Below are 19,713 nucleotides of genomic sequence, written 5' to 3'. Positions count from 1 at the left end.
GTCCTCGGAGCTTCGTATACGGATCCGCCGTGCGAACGCGGATCCGGCACCCTACCGCCGGATCGCCTGGTAGCGGTCGAGTGCGACGCGTCTTTCCTCGGCGTGCTCCACGATCGGATCGGGATAGCCGTCGACCCCGATCCGCCACGGCTCGTGCACCGCGCGGCCCGCGATGTGCCGCAACTCGGGCACGTACCGGCGCACGTAGTCGCCCTGCGGATCGAACCGGCGCCCCTGCTGGATCGGATTGAACACGCGAAACCACGGCGACGCGTCGGTGCCGCAGCCCGCGGTCCACTGCCAGCCGTGGCTGTTGGACGCGGGGTCGCCGTCCACCAGGTGCCGCATGAAGTGCGCCGCGCCGCGCGTCCACTCCTGATGCAGGTCCTTGACCAGGAAGGACGCCACGACCATGCGTACCCGGTTGTGCATCCAGCCCTCGGCGAGCAGTTGCCGCATGCCCGCGTCCACGAACGGGAAGCCGGTTCGGCCCGCGCGCCACGCGTCGAAGAGCGCGTCGGCGTCGGGGCCGGTGTCGTAGGCCATGCCGGCCAGGTCCCGGTTCAGGTATTCGTGCATCGTCTCGGGGTGGTGCCAGAGCACGTCGCCGTAGAACTCGCGCCAGGCCAACTCGGACCGGAACGTGGTGTCGGGACAGTCGGCGAGCAGCGTGCGCGGGTGGATCTCGCCGAACTTCAGGTGCGTCGACAACCGCGAGGTGCCGGGCAGGTCGGGCCGGTCCCGCAGCTCCGCGTAGCGGTCCAGGCCGTGCGCGCGAAATTCCCGCCAGGCGGCCAGCGCCGCGCGCTCGCCCGCCTCGGGCAGGTCCACCCCGGCCGGCTCGGGGACGGCGGGCAGGTCGTCCGAGTCGGCATGCGCCCAGGCGAGGTCGGTCGGTCGCGGCAGCGGCTCGCGCCACCCGTGCTCGGCCCACGCGCGCAGGAACGGGGTGAACACCCGATACGGCGTCCCGTCGGCCTTGCGCACCCGGCCCGGGGCGACCGCGTACGGCGATCCGGTGGCGCGGAAGGGTACGTCCAGGGCCTCGGCCACGGCCGCGTCCCGGGTCCGGCCGTAGGGACCGAAGTCCGCCGTGACGTGCACCTCGGCGGCGCCGCTCTCGCGCACCAGCGCGGGCAGTACCCGGGCCGGCTCGCCCGCGCGCACCACCAGCCGCCCGCCCGCCTCGCGCAGATCGGCGTCGAGGGTGTGCAACGAGCGGGCCAGGTGCGCCCGGCGCGCCGGCCCCGCGGCGCCCCACACCGCCGGGTCGAGCACGAACAGCGGCAACACCCGGGCGGGTGCTCCGTCCCCGGTACCGGGAAAGCCGGTGCCGGCCGCGGCGTGCAGCGCGGGGTGATCGGACAGCCGCAGATCGCGACGCAACCAGAGAACATGGACGCGGCGCACTCGATCGGTGGATTCCGCGTGGCGCGAGGTCTTCCGGGATGGCAATGGCATATCGGAACGTTATGACCGTACGCACCCGACAACGTGTACCCGCCGGGGCCGGGCACACGTACGGATGACGCGGCAAAGCGCACGGGACGGCGTGTGCCGGGAAACGCCGCGGGGACCCGATCGGCCGGACGTCCGCATCGGCGGTCCAGGTGCGTCAGAATTGCACGGCAGGACCACCAAGAACGGAGCCGCTGGTCGTGAGTGGACTCATCGACACCACGGAGATGTACCTCCGGACGATTTTCGAGCTGGAGGAGGAGGGTGTGGTCCCGCTGCGGGCGCGGATCGCGGAGCGGCTCGAGCAGAGCGGGCCGACCGTGAGCCAGACCGTGGCACGAATGGAGCGGGACGGGTTGTTGACGGTCGAGGGCGACCGTCATCTGGAACTGACGGCCGAGGGGCGGGGAATCGCGACGCGGGTCATGCGCAAGCACCGACTCGCCGAGTGCCTGCTCGTGGACGTCATCGGGCTGCCCTGGGAACAGGTGCACGCCGAGGCGTGCCGTTGGGAGCACGTGATCAGCGAGCAGGTGGAGCGCCGCCTGCTCGAACTGCTGCGCTATCCGAAGGAATCGCCCTACGGCAACCCGATCCCGGGCCTGGAGGAACTGGACCGGGAACTGCACGCCGACTCCTTCAAGGAAGGCGGCCTCGTCACGCTCCTCGAGTCGGCGGGGCCGGAAGGAAAGAACGTCGTGGTGCGGCGGCTCGGCGAGCCGCTGCAGACCGACGCGCAGTTGATGTACACGCTGCGCCGGGCCGGGATTCGTCCCGGTGCGGTGGTGAGTGTGCACGAGTCCGCGGGCGGCGTGATGGCGGGCAGCGGTGGCGAGGCCGCCGAGCTGCCCCCCGAGGTCGCCTCGCACGTGTTCGTGGCGGCGCGCTAGGCGCGGCTCGCCGGCCGCGGCGCGCGTCGCTCGCGGTCGGCCGGCCGTGGTTCGCGCGAGGGCCCTCGCCACCGAGTCGTCTCGGTGGCGAGGGCCCTTCGCCGTACGTCCCGTGCGCTCGCCGCTAGCGCGCCTCGGCCATCGACCGGCCGCAGGCGTACGCGATCGGGCTGACCAGTTCGCGGGCCTCGGGGAGCCAGCGGTTGAGCTCGGTGGGTTCGCGCGCCCACGCGGCGCTGCCGGAGGTGCCCATGCGCGACGGCGGGGCCACCACCCAGTCGCCCTCGCCCCTGGGGATCAGGTCGATCGAAGTGGCGTTCCAGCCGATCCGGCGCAACATCTCGCCCATTTTGTCCCGCGCGCCCGGCAGTACGAGGAACTGCAGCCGCCGGGTCGGGGTGGCGATCACCGGGCCGAGCGGCAGGCCCATCCGCTCCAGCCGAGCCAGCGCCAGACAGCCGGCCTGCTCCGGGACGTCGATCACGTCGAACCCGCGCCCGGTGGGCAGCAGGATCGCCGCGTCGGGGTGCTCGCCCCACCAGCGCCGCACCAGCGCGGGCGAACTGGCCGCCTGTACCGCCCAGTCGCGCAGGATCGGATGCGCACCGGGGGTGGCGCACCCGGGATCGCCGCAGTTGCACCGACGCCCCGCGCTGTGCTCGACCACCGAGGCGCCGGGAACCACGTCCCAGTGCCGGTCCTCGGCGTAGCGGACTGCGGTCTCTACAAGCGTGTCGCGGGCGATCTGCCGGGCCCCCAGGGTGTCTTCCACGTGCTGCACAACTGCGGGACCACGGGATGGTTACGGCCGGGTGAGGGCGCACTCGTGGCCACCCGTACGGCGCACCGGCACCGGCACCGGGTCGCACGCCGCGCGGGCGCGCGCCGGCCGACGGAAACCGGGTGATCAGGGGCGATGGGATCATCGCCGGCCATCCGGCGCAAGGGGGGCGCATGGGTGCAGATCGGGGGGCGCAGTGAAGGGTGCCCTATCCGCTGCTCTATATGGGTCACTACGCTCCGTACGCGGATGAACCTCGTCCGACTGCCGGGCGGCAACGGCGATTCCCCGTACCAGGGGCCCCGGCGGACGGGCGGTGTCCGCTCGACACGCACACCGGACTCACCAGGCATCGGGCGCGCACACGACGGGACCGGGAAAGCACCCGTCGCGCCGATCCCGCATGTCGCAAGCCCGCACCAACGGTCGGGGAGGGAACACCGATGGCCGCGCGAACGCAGGCGACGAGGCAGCCCAACGAGAGATTGACGGCACTGATCCAGGAGGCCGGCTGCTCGAATGCGGGGCTGGCCCGACGGGTCAACATGTGCGGGGCCGAACACGGCATGGACCTGCGCTACGACAAGACCTCGGTGGCCCGTTGGCTGCGCGGTCAGCAGCCGCGCGGCGCGGTGCCGAACCTGATCGCCGAGGCGATCGGGCGCAAGCTCGGCCGGCCGGTGACCGTCGAGGAGATCGGCATGGCCGACGGTCGCAGCCTGGCGACCAACGTCGGCCTCCAGTTCGCCGCGACCCCCGCGGCCACCGTCGAGGTGGTCACCGAGCTGTGGCGCAGCGACGTCAACCGGCGCGACTTCCTGCTCAACTCCTCGGTCGCGGTGGCCGCCCTGGTCGCGCCCAGCCGGGACTGGCTGATCACCGAGCCGGATCCGCAGGTGGCCCGGATCGGCGGACCGCGCGTGGGCGTCTCGGACATCGAGGCGGTGTGCGCGACCACGGACATGTTGTCCGCGCTCGACCACCGCTTCGGCGCCGGGCACATCCGCCCGGTCGTGGTGCACTACCTGGGCAGTGTGGTGACGCAGCTGCTCAACGGGACCTATTCCGACGAGACGGGGCGTGCCCTCTTCGCGGCCGTGGCCCGGCTCACCGAGCTGGCCGGCTACATGGCCGTGGACACCGGCCAGCCGGGACTCGCCCAGCGCTACTACATCCAGGCGCTGCGGCTGACCCAGGCCGCGGGGGACCGGGCCTACGGGGGCTACGTGTTGGCCGCCGGGATGAGCCATCTCGCGGGCAGCCTGGGCAATCCGCGCGAGATCACCCAGCTCGCCCGCGCCGCGCAGGAGGGCGCCAAGCACGAGGCCACGCCGACCACCCAGGCGATGTTCCACGCCGCCGAGGCGCGCGGGCACGCGCTGCTCGGCGACGCGCGCGCGTGCGAGGGCTCGTTGGCCCGCGCCCAGTCCGCGATGGACCTGGCGCTGCCGGACGAGGACCCGGCGTGGATAAGCCACTTCTCCCAGGCGTACCTGTCCGACGAGTTCGCGCACTGCTACCGCGACCTGGACCGGCCCCGGCAGGCGGAGGCGGCGGCCCGTGCGGCGCTGGACGGGCATGCCGATACGCGGGTGCGCCGGCGGGCGGTCGACACGCTCCTGCTGGCCACCGCGCACCTCCAGCAGAACCGGCTCGACGAGGCGTGCGCGGTCGGTTCGGAGGCGCTGGACCTGGTGGGCCGGCTGCACTCGGCGCGCGGGCTCGAATACCTCAAGGACTTCCAGCGCCGGCTCGAGCCGTATCGGGACGAACCCCTGGTCCGGGAATTCGCCGAGGCGGTGCACGCGGTCCCCGTCTGATCGCCCGACCCCGCCGCCCACCTGCGGCGGACCGTCTCGCCGGGGTCGCCGAACACTCTTGCCGGCACCCGGTCGCGGCATGCGCCGCTGTTCGTCACTCGAACGACTGAGTTACCGTCGGGCGGACCGGGGGAGCGGCCGCCGGACGATCCGGCCGGTCGCGCGACGCCCCGGTGCGACGGCTTCGAGGCGACGAACGGGTGGATGGCATGGGATCCGGTGCAGCGGACGGCGGCACGGGCGGACACGGTCCGAACGGCGGGCAGCCGGGGCCGTCGCCTTTCGGCCCGCTCGAACTCCCGCGCGACGAGACCGAGGTGTTGCCGAGGTTCGACGACTACGCGGATCAGGGGCCGCCGGAGCAGTACGGGCAGCAGCCGTATCCCGGACAGCAGCAGCCGTATGCCGGGCAGCAGTCGTATGCGGGGCACCAGTCGTTTCCGGGGCAGCAGGGCTACCCGGGGCAGCAGCCGTATCCGGCGCAGCAGCCCCAGCCGCCGCAGCAATCCCAGCCGCAGCAGCACGATGCGAACGGGCTGTTTCGGGCCGAGCCGGGGCAGGCGCAACCGCCGGCCGCGCCCGGGCAGGTGCCGCCGCGGCCGATGCATACGCCGCCGGGTGGGGCCGCGGTCGGCTCGCCCCTGGCGCCGCCCGGGACCGGGCCGCAGCCGGCGGGGCCGGCCGACCCCACCCAGGTGTTCGAGGTGAGCCTGTTCCGGGACGAGGTGGCCGGCTCACCGTCCGCCGGTACGGGGCCGGTCGGCATTCCCGCGCCGCCGGTCCGGCCGGCCTACTCGGGGCAGCCCGCGCCGCCGTCCGGCGGGTATCCCGCCGCGCAGTCCGCCGGGTATGCCGCGCCGCAACCTGCCGCCCCGCAGTACGGGCCGCGCACCGTCGCGCCCGTCGAGCACGGCGGCCCCGGCCCGGGCCGGGGCCGCACGCCGCTGATCGCCGCCGGCGTCGGGGCGCTCGTGGTGGTCGCCGCGATAGGGGTGTTCGCCAGCGGCGCGTTCGGCGACGACGACAAGGGCGACAAGGCGGACAAGGGCGCCGCCGCGACGGCCGGTCCGAAGCCGGAGACGTCCGGGAGCGCGGCGCCCGGGACGTCGGCGCCGCCGGCCAAGGCGAGCGAGAGCGCCGCGCAGGCGTCCGCCGTGGACCGCCTCCTCCAGTCGGGGGCCGGCTCCCGACAGGTCGTGTCGCAGGCCGTGCAGAAGATCCAGAAGTGCGACGATCCCGCGGCCGGCGCGCAGTCGCTCAACGAGGCGGCCCGGCAGCGCGACGAGCAGCTCGCGGGCCTGGACAAGCTCGCCACCGACAAGCTGGCCCGCGGCTCCGACCTGGTCGCCGGACTGCGCGAGGCGTGGACCGCCTCCGCCGAGTCCGACCGCGAACTCGCGGCCTGGGGCACCGAGATGGCCCGCGGCGGCTGCAAGGACCACAAGGCCGAGTACACCGACCACAAGCGCGCCGCCGACCGCGCCGGCGGCCGCGCCACCACCGCCAAGAACAAGGTGGTCGGCCTGTGGAACCCGATCGCGGCCGACAACAACCTCGGCAAGCGCAGCGCCGGCGACTTCTGAGCCACCGCCGGGCCGGCCGGCGACTTCCGAGCGCCCACCGCGCCGCGCCGGCGACCCGAGCGCCGCCGACGCGAACCGTCCCGAGCCGCGTGGGCCGCGCACACCGGCGCAGGCCCCGGCCGCCGACCCGCCCATCGACCCACGCGCTAACTCCCGCGTGACCGTCCGGCAACAGGGACGTAACACACGTCGGCGAGTCTCACCCCATGGAGACAGGCACGGGGGCCGCGCCGCTGGTCGGGTTCACCATCGGCGTCACCGCGGCCCGGCGCCGCGACGAACTCGCCGCGCTGCTCCGGGACCTGGGCGCCAAGGTGGTGGACGCGCCCACCGTACGGATCGTGTCGCCGGCCGACGATCCGATCCTGCGCCGGGCCACCGAACGGGCCCTGGACCGCCGCCTCGACTACGTGGTGGCCACCACCGGGGTGGGCTGGCGCGGCTGGTTCGGCGCCGCCGAGGGGTGGGGGCGCGGCGCCCGACTGGCGAGCGCCTGCCGGGCCGCGGTGGTGGTCGGGTGCGGGCCCAAGGCGACCTCGGCGGTGCGCGCGAGCGGGCTGCGCGAGATCTACTCGCCCGGCTCGGACTCGCGCGGCGAAGTGCTGGCCTGGCTGCTCGCGCGCGATCTGCGCGGGCGGCGGATCGCCGTCCAGGAGCACGGCGCGCCGGCCCCGGGCTTCGCCGAGGGGCTGCGCGAACGCGGCGCCGAAGTGGTGGAGATCCCGGTGTTCCGCTGGGGACCACCGGACGATCCGGGCGCGGTGCGCCGGTTGGTCGAGCAGACCGTGCGGCACGAGGTGCACGCGCTCACCTTCACCAGCGCGCCCGCCATCGGCGCGTTCCTGGAGACCGCGCAGGCGGCCGGCCGGCATGCCGAGGTGCTGGCCGCGCTGCGCGCCGACGTACTGCCGGTGTGCATCGGCCCGGTGTGCGCGCGTCCGCTGGCCGACCTGGGCGTCGAGTCGGTGTGGCCCGAGCGCGGGCGGATCGGCTCGCTGGTGCGCACGATCGCCGAGGCGCTGCCCGCGCGGGCCCGCCGGGAGCTGGACACCGGCACCCGGCGGCTGGTCGTCCAGGGCAACGCGGTCCTGGTCGACGGGCGGACCATCTGGCTGCCCCCGGTCCCGGGCGCCGTGTTGCGCGCCCTCGCCGAGAAACCGGGCTGGGTGCTGGGCCGGGCCGAACTGCTGCGCCGGGTGTGGGCGGACCCCAGGACCGACGAGCACGCCGTCGAGGCGGCGATCGCCCGACTGCGCGCCGCGCTCGGGCCGTACGCGGACCTGGTCCTCACCGTCACCAAGCGCGGCTACCGCCTGGCCGTGGATCCCTGACCCCGGTCGGGCGGGGTCCCGGCTCGACCCAGGCGCCCGCCATGGGCGAAAGATGCCGGTCGGGGCGCCGGCAAAGCGGTATATTTCCTCCGCGCGCTACCCCCCGCCTGGTAGGAGCCGAGGACCAACCCGCACCATGGCTGGGTGACAGGGGGTGAACACGAACCTTGATACGCATACGGAAGCGCACACGACTGTCCGCGGTCGTGCTTCTCGCCACCACCGTGGCGGGAGCCGCGGCGTGTACCGGATCGCCGGACGCCGGCAAGGTCGCCGACACGGTCGCCACCGCGGGACCGAGCGCGGCGCGCATCGGCACGCCCGCGCCGAAGACGGTCGCGGCGGACGGCACACCCGCGACCGCGCCGCCGGCCGGCACACCCGCCACGGTGCCGCCGGTCGTGCCGCCCGCCGCCGCCGGCGACACCCCCGAGTCGGGGGCATACGGGAGCGAGTTGCTGACCCACCTGCGGACCACCGTGCACGGGGGCCACGTCACCAAGATCCGGGTGGTCAGCTCGTACAAGGTCTACAAGGTCACGCTCGAAACCGACCTGGTCCGGGGCAACGGCTCGAACACGCAGGCCGAGGAACTGGTCCGGGACCGGGCGGGCAAGCTGCTGACCGAGACCGCGCAGTGGGCCGAGGACCATCCGGCGCTGTGGGTGGGCGGAATCGAGATCCTGGACTCGGACCGCGACGCGATCGACTTCCGGCTCGGCGCCGAGCGGGACGACCGCAAGCCGGCCGCGGACGACTACGGGGCCACGATGCTGGCGGCGCTGCACACCACCGCGGAGGGCGCGCACCTCCAGCAGGTGCGGCTCACGCTGGACCACAAGGGCAAGTACGAGGTCGCGATCGACACCGACCTGTCCTCGCACCTGCCGGGGGACTATTCGACGGAGGCCGCGCAGGTCTTCAACAGCGCGGCCCGGATCCTGCTCGCCGCGCAGAACTGGATGCGCGACCACCCGGGCTTCGCGGTGGCCGCGCTGCGGGTGTTCGACGACGAGCGCGGGCTGATCACCATCAAGGTGGTGGACTGACCGCGCCGGACCGCGGGGACCGGATCGATCCCGCCGGCCGGGCCGTCGCCCCGCCGGCGGGATCGATCCGGTCTGCGGCATGATCGGTGGCGATTCGAGGTGATCCGGGCGATCCCGACCGGATCCGGTCGGGATCGGATCCGGAACGCGACCGGATCGGATCGGTGAAACCGAAGCGGGGACAGGGGAGGAGGCGCCACGATGGCAGGTATGCGCCAGAGCACCGTTCCGTGGTGGCGTTGGCGGGCCCAGGTCCGCTCCGCGCTGCACATGTTCGGCGACCCGACGTTCCAGCGCGAGTCCTGGCTGGCCGGACGCCCGGAGTACGGCTCGATCACCGACGCCGTCTATCGCCTGGTGGGCGACTCCTGGCTGGACCGCTGGTCCGCGACCACCTACGTCGGTTGCCTGGTCACCGACGCCGAGGAGGCCGCCCTGGTGGACGCCGCGGTGCGGGAGATCCTGGGCGTGCTGCACGACGTCGGCGAGGACGCCCCCGCGCCCGCCTACCTCACCCACCCGCGCTGGCCCGACGTGGTCGCCGCCTCGCGGGCCGCGCACGTGGCGCTGGCCCGCGCGGACGAGGACGACCCCGACGCGCCGCCGGACTCGCTCGACGTGTTGCGTATCCGTACCGGTGGGCGCTGAGCCCGCACCGGACGTGGGATCCTGTACGACCGGCCGCCGCGCCACGTCGACACCGCGCACCTCGGCGGATGGCGGGTGGACACGGGCATACATCGGAAAGAAGGGCGCGTCATGACCGAGCAGACCCAGCAGCCTCTCGACGGCACCGACGCCGGCGACGCGTCGCCGGGTGCCGGCCAGTACGTGCTCACGCTGTCCTGTCCGGACAAGCGCGGCATCGTGCACGCGGTGGCCAGCTTCCTGATGATGACCGGCTGCAACATCGTCGACAGCCAGCAGTTCGGCGACCGCGACACCGGGCTGTTCTTCATGCGCGTGCACTTCACCGCCGAGCCGGGTGTCGAGTTGGACGCGCTGCGGGCGGGCTTCACCGCCGTCGGCGCGTCCTTCCACATGGACTGGCAGATCCACGACGGGGACGCGCGGATGCGCGTGTTCGTGATGGTCAGCAAGTTCGGACACTGCCTCAACGACCTGCTGTTCCGCAGCAGCATCGGCGCGCTGCCGATCGAGATCGTCGGCGTGGTGTCCAACCACCGCGACTTCGAGGAGCTGTCCCGCTCGTACGGGGTGCCCTTCCACCACATCCCGGTCACCCGCGAGACCAAGCCCGAGGCGGAGGCGCGGCTGCTCGCGCTGGTGCACGAGCACGACGTGGAACTGGTGGTGCTGGCGCGCTACATGCAGGTCCTGTCCAACGACCTGTGCAAGCAGCTCGAGGGCCGCGCGATCAACATCCACCACTCGTTCCTGCCGAGCTTCAAGGGCGCGAAGCCGTACCACCAGGCGCACGCGCGCGGGGTGAAGCTGATCGGCGCGACCGCGCACTACGTCACCGGCGACTTGGACGAGGGCCCGATCATCGAGCAGGAGGTCGAGCGGGTGGACCACGCGGTCACCCCGGCGGCGCTGGTCGCGGTCGGTCGGGACGTGGAGTGTCAGGCGCTGGCGCGCGCGGTCAAGTGGCACTCGGAGCGGCGCGTACTGCTCAACGGGACCCGCACGGTCGTCTTCACCTGACCCGGCCCGCGTCCGGGCGCCTCACCTGACGCTGAGCACGAACGCCGCCGAGCCGACCAGCGCCGCGGCGGCGCCGGCGATCCACCCGGCCCGGGCGGGTCGGGGGAACTCGGTGCGCTCCAGCGGCCCGTCGCCGTCGAAGTCGCGGACCACCGGAGGCACCCGCTGCCGATGCCGATCGCGCCCGAACACGACACAGGCGACGGCGGTGATCCACGCGGCTACCCCGACGACGAACATGCATCGGGAATGTACGCCCGCCCGGGTCGGGTGTCACAGCGGCGCGCGGTGTGTCCCGGGGGCGTGCGCGGGGCTCGCCGCGCGCACCGGAAAACCCTTTGCGGGGTGCGGCGTTGCCGTGGCTTGATGGAGGCCGAGCCAACGACGGGGCCTCCGTGTGTCCCGTCCCGTAGGGAGAGGAGCGAGCCGGTGCGGTTCCGTGACTTCGGCCGACGCCCCGTCAAGGGTGCCTCGGCCCGCCGCGTGTAACCCCTGCTTCGTTTCCCGCTCCGCGGGTCCCGCAGTCGCCAACCCTGCGGTCCCCGCCACCGGCTGCCCCGTGGCGCACCCGGGCCCACTACCCGGGGTGCGCCGGGGCGGCCACCCAAGACTTCGAGCCGCCGTGCTCACGTTTGACCACCATCCACTCAGGAGAGTGACCCACCCATGTCGTACACCGAGGTCCCCGGCACCCGGGTACCGATTCGTATGTGGACCGACCCGGCCGCGGTCGAGGGCCAGGCCATGCAGCAGCTCCGCAACATCACCACCCTGCCGTGGCTGCACGGTCTCGCCGTGATGCCCGACGTGCACTACGGCCGCGGCGCCACGGTCGGCTCGGTCATCGCCATGCGCGACGCCGTCTGCCCGGCGGCGGTCGGCGTGGACATCGGCTGCGGGATGAGCGCGGTGAAGACCTCGCTCACCGCCGCCGACCTGCCCGACGACCTGTCCCGGGTGCGGTCCGAGATCGAGCGGGCCATCCCGGTCGGGATGGGCATGCACGGCGAGGAGGTGGACCCGAGCAAGCTGTACGGCCTCGGGTCGGCCGGCTGGGCCGACTTCTGGGGGCGCTTCGACGACGTCGCCGACGCGGTGAAGTTCCGCCGGGACCGGGCCGCGAAGCAGATGGGCTCGCTCGGCGGCGGGAATCACTTTGTTGAGCTTTGTGTAGATACATCCGATTCGGTGTGGCTCATGCTGCACTCGGGCTCGCGCAACATCGGCAAGGAATTGGCGGACCACCACATGTCGGTGGCCCGGTCGCTGCCGCACAACCAGGGCATCGTCGACCGCGACCTCGCGGTGTTCGTGAGCGACACCCCGGAGATGGCGGCGTACCGCTCCGACCTGTACTGGGCGCAGGAGTACGCGGCGCGGAACCGGGCGATCATGATGGCCCTGTACCAGGAGGTGATCCGGCGCGAGTTCCGCAAGGCGCGGGTGACCTTCGAGGAGACGATCAGCTGTCACCACAACTACGTTTCGGAGGAGACGTACGACGGGGTGGACCTGCTGGTGACTCGCAAGGGCGCCATCCGCGCGGGGGCCGGCGACCTCGGCATCATCCCGGGGTCGATGGGCACACGCTCCTACATCGTCCGCGGTCTGGGCAACGAGGCCGCGTTCAACTCCGCGTCGCACGGCGCCGGTCGCCGGATGAGCCGCAACGCCGCCAAGAAGCGGTTCACCGTCGCCGACCTCGCCGCGCAGACCGAGGGCGTGGAGTGCCGCAAGGACTCCGGCGTCGTGGACGAGATCCCGGGCGCGTACAAGAAGATCGAGCAGGTCATGCGGCAGCAGCAGGACCTGGTCGAGGTGGTCGCGGAACTGCGTCAGGTGGTCTGCGTCAAGGGCTGAGGCCCGGGTCCGCCGGTCGCGAGCCGGTGGACGCGAACGCGACACGGCCGAAGGCCCGCCCGGGATCGGGCGGGCCTTCGGCGTGTGGTGGGTGGGTTCGGGCGGCTCAGGCGGCGCGGCCGGCGCGCTCGGCGCGGGTGGTTCGGGCGAGGAGGCGGGTGGCTCGGGTGAGGGCGGCGAGGCCGGCGGTGGCGAAGAGGGTTCTGGCTATGTTCCAGGCTATCCAGCTGTTTTCGACGTCTTCGCGGAGTTTGGCCGGGTCGACGACCTTCGCGGGGTCGCCGGCGTCGTCGATCTTGTTGTTGAGCGGGATGTTGCCGCCCATGGTGATCAGCATGCCGACGAAGGCCAGGGCGACGCCGGCGATGATCCAGCGGACGGTCTCGGGGGTGCCGAGCCTTCGGGTCTGCACGATGGAGATCACGCCCAGAATCGGGGCGCCGAAGAAGCAGGAGAAGAAGACCGGGTTCTCGATGCTCCTGTTGACCTGCTGGAGGAAGTCGATGAAGGTGCGGTCGTCGACGTGGCCCAGGGCCGGCATGATCGCGACCGCGAAGCAGAAGTAGAGGCCGGCGACGAGGCCGGTGGTGACCAGACCGGCGCCCAGCACGATGGCGGCGGTGCGGGTTGGTGGTGTGGACGACCGCGTGGATGGCTGGGTCATGCCGGGGTCCCCGTTTTCGGATGGGTGGTCTCGAGAGGTCAGCGGGTGAGGGCGAGGGTCAGGCAGACCGCGGCGGCGACGCCGCCCAGCGCGCGCAGGTGGTTCGCCCGGGCCCACTCGGTCGGGAACGTGGCCCAGAGGCGCTCCTCCGCCTGCGAGTTCGGCTCGACCCGGTCCAGCGCGTTGTTGCGCGGCACGTGGTAGCCGGCGGTCAGCCCGAGCGGGCCGATCAGGTAGCTCAGCGCGCCGGCGATCAGGTAGCCGGAGTACGCCCCGTCCCAGGACACCAGCGCGGTCACGCCCAGGCCCGCGCAGAGCAGGGAGGTGCCGAGCAGGCCGATCATCAGCGGCGGCTTGGGGGCCTCGATGTTGAGCGCACGCATGGCCGCGGCCCCCTGGTTCGCCGGGAGCCGGCCCAGACCGGCCATCACGAAGGAGGAGAAGCCGTAGAAGACTCCGCCCATCGTGGCGCAGCCGATGGCCGCGACCACGGTCAGGACGAACAGGGGGCCGCTCGTGGTCACACCTTCCAGACACCGCGGGCGGCGGCGTCGCGTGCGTAGTCGGAGAAGTCGCGGGGTTCCCGGCCGAGCGCGCGGCGCACACCGTCGGCCACGTGCGCGTTGCGTCCGTCGAGGACCTCGCCGAACAGGAAGGCCAGCAGGTCGACGACCTCGGCGGGAACACCGTGCCCGGTCAGGGTCGCCGTGTATGCCTCCAGGGGTACCTGGACGTAGCCGATCTCGCGGCCCGACGCGCGGGCGATCTCGGCCACCGCGTCGGCGAAGGTCAGCAGCCGCGGCCCGGTCACCTCGTACACCTGCCCGGTGTGCCCGTCCTCGGTGAGCGCGGCGACCGCGACGTCGGCGATGTCCTCCACGTCGATGAACGGCTCGCCCACCGCTCCGACGGGCAGCGCCAACTCGCCCGCCAGGATCGGGCCGAGGAACTCGCCCTCGTCGAAGTTCTGGGCGAAGAAGGAGGCCCGCACGATGGTCCAGTGGGCGCCGGAGGCACGCACCCGGGCCTCGGCGTCCTGCGCCTCGGGCTCGCCCCGGCCGGACAGCAGGACCAAATGCCGCACGCCGCTCTCGGCCGCGAGATCGGCGAACGCGCCGACCGTGTCCGCGCCGCCGGGGGCGGCGATGTCCGGCTGGTAGGAGATGTACACCTTCTCCACGTCGCGCAGCGCCGGGGCCCACGTGGTGCGGTCGGTCCAGTCGAAGGGGATCGGCGCGGAGCGCGAACCGAGGCGGACCGTGCGGCCCCGCTCGATCAGTTTCGCGGCGATTCGGCGGCCGGTCTTGCCGGTTCCGCCCACGACCAGCGTGGTGGAGTAGTCGGTGCCGGCGGTGTTCGCGAGGTGCTGTTCGTTCGTCGTCATGGCTCTATTCAAGGGCCCGGCGGTGAGAGTGAACATCGCTGAAGCGCCCAATAACATGTTTGATCGTCTTGATCTTCGCTAGGATGCGGGTATGGATGCTCTCGCGAGCCTGCTCAACGGACCCCGGGCGCAGGGCGCCTTCCTGCTCCGTTCGATGCTCAGCGCGCCGTGGTCCATGCGCATTCACGACGAGGCGCCGCTGACCGTCGTGGCGGTGGTGCGCGGCCATGCGTGGATCGCGCTGGACCGGGGCGAATCGGAGCGACTGACCGCCGGCGACGTGGCGATCGTGCGCGGGCCCGACCACTACCGGGTCTCCGACGAGCCGGACACACAACCGCAGATCATCATCCATCCCGGCCAGCGCTGTACCACGCCCGAGGGGCGGGACCTGGCCAAGGAGATGGCGCTCGGCGTGCGCACGTGGGGCAACAGCGCCGAGGCCGAGACGATCATGCTGACCGGGACCTACCAGCTGGCCGGCGAGGTCAGCCGTTCGCTCCTGGAGGCACTGCCCACCCTGGCGGTGATCCGGGCGAACGAGGTGGACTGCCCGGTGATCCCGCTCCTGGCCACCGAGATCGTCAAGGACGAGGCGGGCCAGGAGGCGGTCCTGGACCGCCTCCTCGACCTGCTGCTGATCGCGATGTTGCGCTCGTGGTTCGCCCGTTCCGGAACAGACGCGCCGGGCTGGTACCGCGGCTACCGCGACCCGGTGATCGGCCACGTGTTGTGCCTGATCTACAACAACCCCGAACAACCGTGGACGGTCGCGTCGTTGGCCGCCTCGGCCGGGGTGTCCCGGGCCGCGCTGGCGCGGCGGTTCAGCGAACTGATCGGCGAGCCGCCGATGGCGTTCCTCACCGCCTGGCGGCTGTCGCTGGCCGCGGACCTGCTGTGCCAACCGGAGGCCACGGTCGGGGCGGTCGCGGAAAAGGTGGGCTACGGCGACGCGTTCGCGCTCAGCACGGCGTTCAAGCGGGTCCGGGGGATGAGCCCGCGCGAACACCGCACCCGGGCCCTGCGCCGCGAGGGCGTGGGTATCGACGGATCGCGCCACCAGCGGGCCGAGGGGAACGAGCCGATCACCCCCGACGATCATCGGATCGTGTGATCGGGTGATTAGGCTGGGCGGGCACGAAACCCGCGGTACAGACTCCCCTATCGCACATCGAACGAATCGAACGGCACGCGCGTGACGACTCGCATCACGGTCGCCGAGACCGAACGACTGGTCCTGACCAGGCCCCACCCCGACGACGCGGCGGCGGTGTTCGCCGTGCACGGGGATCCCGAGACCAACCGCTACAACCCGCAGGGGCCGATGCCGTCGGCCGAGGCGGGCGTCGAGTTCCTACGGACGATGATCGAGGACTGGGAGCGGGACGGGATCGGCTACTGCGCGGTCGCGTCGCGCGAGCGCCCCACCGAGGTGTTCGGCTTCGCCGGGACCCAGTTGACCCGGCGGTTGCGTCCCGACGGTGTCCCGGTGTTCAACCTCTACTACCGCTTCTCGCCGGTCGCGTGGGGTCGGGGCCTGGCCCGGGAGGCGGTCGACGTCACCGTCGCGCTGGCCCGTCGTACGCTGCCGACGGTGCCGATCTTCGCGGTGATCAACGCGGACAACGTGCCGTCGCTGACCCTGGCCCGCCGGGTCGGTTTCCGCCCGAGCGACGCGTTCGTCGACGTGGAGGGCCGGGATGTGTACCTGCTGCCTCAGGACTCGGTCGCGGAGTCGGTCGACGCCTGACCTGCGGCCGCCCGCTCGGCGAACACCGTGCGGGCGACGGCGATGCCGTTGAGCGCGGCGGGGAATCCGGCGTAGCCGACCATGTGGGTGATCGTCTCGACCACGTCCTCCTCGGTGCCCCCGACGTTGAGCAGACCGTGGATGTGCACCGCCAGTTGCGGCGCGACCGTGCCGAGCGCGGTGCACATCGCGATCGTGGCGAGTTCGCGGGTACGCAGGTCCAGGCCGGTGCGCGAGTAGACGTCGCCGAAGGCGAACTCGATCACGTAGCGGCCCAGATCGGGGGCGATGTCCCGGAGCGAGGCGACCACCTGCTCGCCGGCGTGCCCGTCGATCTCAGTGAGCGCGGTCAGCCCCCGGCGGTAGCGGTCGGCGGTGGTCTCGGCGGCGTCCGGGCCCTCGCCGGCGGCCTCGGCATCCTCGGTCGCGGTGTCCGGGTACGCCTCGAACACCTCGCGCGCCACGCCCAGTCCGTTGAGCGCGGCCGGGAAACCGGCGTAGAGGGTGACGTGGATCAGCGTCTCGACGATCTCGCGCCGCGTGCAGCCGACGTTGAGCGCGCCGGCCAGGTGGAAGCGCAACTGCGGCGCCGCGTTGCCGAGCGCGGCCAGTGCGGCGATGGTGGCCAACTGCCGCTCGCGCAGCGTCAGTCCGGGCCGCGTGTAGACGTCGCCGTAGCCGAACTCGACGACGAACCGGGTCAGGTCCGGCGCGATCTGGGCGAAGCCGTCGAGCACGGTCGACTGCTCGGGGCCGGCGACCTGTCGAAGGACGGCCAGGCCGCGCTCGTAGCGGTCGTTCGGGCCGGTGAGGGTGGCGGTGGTGGTGTCTCCCGTGCTGTTCATGATCGGGAGCCTACGAGTTGGAGTGAACTCGAAGTCAAGGCGCGTGTGAGACCGATTCCGGTGTCCGTGCCGCCAATGATCCGTGTCCGCGAGATGCCGGTTCGGCGGCAAACCATGATCCGGGTCACATGAGCCCGGACCTGTCGGTTGGCACGGCTATCTTGCTCCGATGTCTGATCAGAGGGGGAACCGGGACGCAGGCGACGGCCGCGACCGGATGGATGGACCGGCGGGCGCCGGGTCGGGAGGGGCCGACCCGAACGACCCGTTCGCCGGGTACGTGTTCGACGAGGACTTCGTCCGGGGCGCGACCACGACCGAGGGGTCCGCGCGGGCCCGCATGCTTGCCCGGAAATGGGCGAACGAGCCGCCGCAGCACACCCCGTGGCGGGCCGACGGGGGGAGCCGGCCGCCGCGCCGGCGCCGGTGGAAGACGGTCCTGGTGACCGTCGCGGTGCTTGCGCTGGTGGCCTTCGCCGCCGCGCCGGACCGGGTGTTCGGCTGGTTCGGCACGTCGAACACGGCCGCGGGCGACGATCCGATGGTGCAGCCGTCGGTCAGTGGGGTGGCCACTTCGGTGCCGTCGGCGGGGGACCGCCGGGGTGTCGATCCGGACCGGCCCACCCGGAAGAATCCGTTCGCGGGCTCGCCGGCCGTGAACTACGCGGACAACGAGGCGGGTCTGACCCTGCCCGAGGTCAAGGCGGTGCTCGGGTACAGCGCGGCCGAGGTCACCGAGGCGCTGGACCTGACCCGGCGGCTGCTGATCGCGGGCAACCTGGACCGCGACGTGCTCGCGGGCGGGCGGCCGGCCGGCTATCTCGCGCTCCTGGATCCGGCCGACGGCCAGGTCGCGCGGATCGAGGACGCGCTGCGGACGAACCGATGGGAGCCGGACAACCCGGTCTCGTGGGTGACCAGGTTCGATCCCAAGGAGATCGAGCAGGTGGGCCGGGTGGTCAAGGTCAACGGCATCACGAGCTACGACGTCGACGGCGAGGGCACCCTGACGGTGCACGCCGACTACTCGTTCGTCTACCCGGTGGCCAAGGCCGGCAGCGGGGCGGACGCGACGGTGACGCGCTCGGTGGTGCGTCGGGTGTTGGAGACGAAGGTCTATCGCGGGCCCCGCTATCAGGCGACGGTGCGCGGCCGGATCGCGGTGGGGCAGGTCGGGTTCGACGCGGCGAACAGCTCGTGCACGCGCCTGGACGGCTTCGTGCGGCCGGAGTTCTCGGACGACGATTCGACGATGCCGTCGGGGTCGCCGAAGACGGTCGACCCGTACGACCGGAGCAAGCCGATCGAGGATGGGGTGCCGGGGGAGTGTCAGCGGGTGAGCCGGGTCTGATCCTTGTGGTCTTGATTCTTGTGGTGGGGATCGGCTGCGCTAGAACAGGCCCTCCTGGACCGAGCCGTCCGGGGCGCGGCCGGTGTCCAGGGGCTTGAGGGTGAGGCCGGAAGGGGCGCCGCGGGCCGGGGTCAGGTGCCATCCGGTGAGCAGGCGCAGGTCCACGAACAGCGGGCCGGTGTCCGTGGTGATCAGGGCGTCGTGGCCCGCGACGCAGGTCAACTCGCCGTACAGCAGCGCGTTTTCGGTGAGGCCGGTGACCTGGTTCCGGGTCGGTGGCGGGGCGTCGGCCAGGCCGTAGAAGCGGCTCAGGTCCTGGACGTCGCACGGTGCGGGGGTCATCGTGTCCGGGAGCAGGGGGGTCAACCGGGCGTGTGCGGCGATCAGTTCGGCCGGGGAATCCAGCTCGCGCGGGCGCCACCAGGCGGTGGTCTTGGCCCGGTGCGGGATACGTTCGCGGACGGTGCCCGTGGCCGAGCATCGGCGTTCGGTGTCGCGGACCGGGATCAGCGGGCCGTGGCCGAGCCAGGTGAACATCGGCGCGCCCTGGTCGGCGAGGCGGGCCGCGCGGCGTTCGGTGGCGGTGAGGCCGACCTTGACCAGGCCGGGGCCGAACCAGGCGAGGTAGAGCGAGAACGGGCGCGGGTCGTCCATCGCCTGATCGCGCGCGAGTTTGCGGCCGGGGTCGGCGAGCGCGCATGCCTCGCACTGCGAGCGGGGGGCGGTCGCGGGCAGCGGGGCGAGGGTGGGGCAGGGGGTGCGGCGGCCGGTCTTGCGGCGGATGCCGACGCAGGTGCGGGGGCCGGTCAGGCGCCAGCCGGTGGGGGCGCCGAGGGGTAGCGGTTGGCTGGACTGTTCGTCGCCGGGGCCGGTGAGGGCGAGGTGGGCGCGGCCGTCGTGCCAGTGGATGCCGGTGGCCAGGGGGCCGGTTCGCTGGTGGGGGACGGTCATCGCCACACGATACGCGAAACGCGCTGGGTGGTATGGGTGGGCTGTTTGGTGGCCGGCTTGTCCTCAAGCGCCGGACGGGCTGGGCGGGTCGGGGGGGCGGGTTGCGTGGCGCGTTGGTGTCGCCGAGCCTGGCCTGCCTGTCCTCAAGCGCCGGATGGGCTGGGTTTGGGGTGGGTTGGTTGTGCTGGTGGCGTGGTGCCGGTGCCTCCGGGCCGGCCTGCGGCCCGCTTGTCCTCAAGCGCCGGACGGGCTGGGTTTGGGTTGGATCGGGCTGAGTTGGTTGTGCCCGGTGCCCGGTGCCTCCGGGCCGGCCTGCGGCCCGCTTGTC

19 protein-coding genes are annotated in these 19,713 nt (G+C 72.7%); 11 read left to right on the top strand and 8 right to left on the bottom strand.

What is annotated here, in order from left to right:
* Window positions 1-51 precede the first annotated feature (51 nt).
* A complete protein-coding gene (locus ACMXN5_RS13500; RefSeq protein WP_439675466.1) occupies window positions 52-1,386 on the bottom strand; it encodes a cryptochrome/photolyase family protein in 1,335 nt (444 codons plus the stop codon).
* A gap of 272 nt (window positions 1,387-1,658) precedes the next feature.
* Here ACMXN5_RS13500 and ACMXN5_RS13495 point away from each other — a divergent pair, with 272 nt between their 5' ends.
* Window positions 1,659-2,348, top strand: coding sequence for a metal-dependent transcriptional regulator (locus ACMXN5_RS13495; protein WP_078976746.1), 690 nt, complete (start codon window positions 1,659-1,661; stop codon window positions 2,346-2,348).
* A gap of 124 nt (window positions 2,349-2,472) precedes the next feature.
* Here the strand turns inward: ACMXN5_RS13495 and ACMXN5_RS13490 are convergent, their stop codons facing one another.
* Window positions 2,473-3,129 (bottom strand): bifunctional DNA primase/polymerase, encoded by a 657-nt coding sequence (locus ACMXN5_RS13490; protein WP_439675465.1) that lies wholly within the window; start codon window positions 3,127-3,129, stop codon window positions 2,473-2,475.
* Between the two features lie 443 nt (window positions 3,130-3,572).
* Here ACMXN5_RS13490 and ACMXN5_RS13485 point away from each other — a divergent pair, with 443 nt between their 5' ends.
* The 6 genes from ACMXN5_RS13485 (at window position 3,573) to purU (ending at window position 10,580) form a co-directional block, all read left to right on the top strand.
* Entirely contained in the window at window positions 3,573-4,949 is a 1,377-nt protein-coding gene (locus ACMXN5_RS13485) for a transcriptional regulator (protein ID WP_439675464.1), read from the top strand.
* 209 nt (window positions 4,950-5,158) lie between these two features.
* Entirely contained in the window at window positions 5,159-6,532 is a 1,374-nt protein-coding gene (locus ACMXN5_RS13480; RefSeq protein ID WP_439675463.1) for a hypothetical protein, read from the top strand.
* 206 nt (window positions 6,533-6,738) lie between these two features.
* A complete protein-coding gene (locus tag ACMXN5_RS13475; protein WP_439675462.1) occupies window positions 6,739-7,863 on the top strand; it encodes a uroporphyrinogen-III synthase in 1,125 nt (374 codons plus the stop codon).
* Between the two features lie 206 nt (window positions 7,864-8,069).
* Window positions 8,070-8,912, top strand: coding sequence for a hypothetical protein (locus ACMXN5_RS13470; RefSeq protein ID WP_439675461.1), 843 nt, complete (start codon window positions 8,070-8,072; stop codon window positions 8,910-8,912).
* Window positions 8,913-9,113: 201 nt separating this feature from the next.
* Window positions 9,114-9,560 (top strand): SCO4402 family protein, encoded by a 447-nt coding sequence (locus ACMXN5_RS13465; protein ID WP_439675460.1) that lies wholly within the window; start codon window positions 9,114-9,116, stop codon window positions 9,558-9,560.
* A gap of 111 nt (window positions 9,561-9,671) precedes the next feature.
* Complete coding sequence (gene purU / locus ACMXN5_RS13460; protein WP_395794145.1) at window positions 9,672-10,580, top strand: formyltetrahydrofolate deformylase; 909 nt, start codon at window positions 9,672-9,674, stop codon at window positions 10,578-10,580.
* A 21-nt stretch (window positions 10,581-10,601) separates the two neighbouring features.
* Here the strand turns inward: purU and ACMXN5_RS13455 are convergent, their stop codons facing one another.
* Window positions 10,602-10,820, bottom strand: coding sequence for a hypothetical protein (locus ACMXN5_RS13455; RefSeq protein WP_078976754.1), 219 nt, complete (start codon window positions 10,818-10,820; stop codon window positions 10,602-10,604).
* A 426-nt stretch (window positions 10,821-11,246) separates the two neighbouring features.
* Between ACMXN5_RS13455 and ACMXN5_RS13450 the strand changes: the two genes are divergently transcribed.
* Window positions 11,247-12,440, top strand: a complete 1,194-nt coding sequence (locus ACMXN5_RS13450; protein ID WP_439675459.1) for an RtcB family protein — start codon at window positions 11,247-11,249, stop codon at window positions 12,438-12,440.
* Window positions 12,441-12,546: 106 nt separating this feature from the next.
* On the opposite strand, the gene ACMXN5_RS13445 is transcribed toward ACMXN5_RS13450, so the two are convergent.
* From ACMXN5_RS13445 to ACMXN5_RS13435, 3 genes are read right to left on the bottom strand one after another with little or no spacing between them, the layout of a single operon-like run.
* Window positions 12,547-13,104, bottom strand: a complete 558-nt coding sequence (locus ACMXN5_RS13445; protein ID WP_439675458.1) for an anthrone oxygenase family protein — start codon at window positions 13,102-13,104, stop codon at window positions 12,547-12,549.
* 38 nt (window positions 13,105-13,142) lie between these two features.
* Window positions 13,143-13,628, bottom strand: coding sequence for an anthrone oxygenase family protein (locus tag ACMXN5_RS13440; protein ID WP_439675457.1), 486 nt, complete (start codon window positions 13,626-13,628; stop codon window positions 13,143-13,145).
* Entirely contained in the window at window positions 13,625-14,488 is an 864-nt protein-coding gene (locus tag ACMXN5_RS13435) for an NAD(P)H-binding protein (RefSeq protein ID WP_439675456.1), read from the bottom strand. Before ACMXN5_RS13435 ends, ACMXN5_RS13440 begins: the two co-directional genes overlap by 4 nt.
* Before the next feature lie 91 nt (window positions 14,489-14,579).
* Between ACMXN5_RS13435 and ACMXN5_RS13430 the strand changes: the two genes are divergently transcribed.
* Complete coding sequence (locus ACMXN5_RS13430) at window positions 14,580-15,602, top strand: AraC family transcriptional regulator (RefSeq protein ID WP_439675455.1); 1,023 nt, start codon at window positions 14,580-14,582, stop codon at window positions 15,600-15,602.
* A gap of 81 nt (window positions 15,603-15,683) precedes the next feature.
* Window positions 15,684-16,238 carry a GNAT family N-acetyltransferase gene (locus ACMXN5_RS13425; RefSeq protein WP_439675454.1) on the top strand — a complete coding sequence of 185 codons (555 nt, stop codon included), beginning with the start codon at window positions 15,684-15,686 and terminating at the stop codon, window positions 16,236-16,238.
* On the opposite strand, the gene ACMXN5_RS13420 is transcribed toward ACMXN5_RS13425, so the two are convergent.
* Complete coding sequence (locus ACMXN5_RS13420) at window positions 16,205-17,083, bottom strand: carboxymuconolactone decarboxylase family protein (RefSeq protein WP_439675453.1); 879 nt, start codon at window positions 17,081-17,083, stop codon at window positions 16,205-16,207. The genes ACMXN5_RS13425 and ACMXN5_RS13420 overlap by 34 nt on opposite strands.
* 169 nt (window positions 17,084-17,252) lie before the next feature.
* On the opposite strand from ACMXN5_RS13420, the gene ACMXN5_RS13415 reads away from it, so the two are divergent.
* Window positions 17,253-18,434: an SCO2583/SCO2584 N-terminal domain-containing protein gene (locus tag ACMXN5_RS13415; protein WP_439675452.1), complete on the top strand. Its 1,182-nt coding sequence runs from the start codon at window positions 17,253-17,255 to the stop codon at window positions 18,432-18,434.
* Window positions 18,435-18,473: 39 nt separating this feature from the next.
* On the opposite strand, the gene ACMXN5_RS13410 is transcribed toward ACMXN5_RS13415, so the two are convergent.
* Entirely contained in the window at window positions 18,474-19,385 is a 912-nt protein-coding gene (locus ACMXN5_RS13410) for a DUF2797 domain-containing protein (protein WP_439675451.1), read from the bottom strand.
* Window positions 19,386-19,713: the final 328 nt, after the last annotated feature.

Source organism: Embleya australiensis, from assembly GCF_051903075.1.
Taxonomy (GTDB): Bacteria; Actinomycetota; Actinomycetes; order Streptomycetales; family Streptomycetaceae; genus Embleya.
The sequence above is the reverse complement of the archived record's forward strand: the minus strand, read 5'-3'. Positions and strand labels throughout refer to the sequence as shown.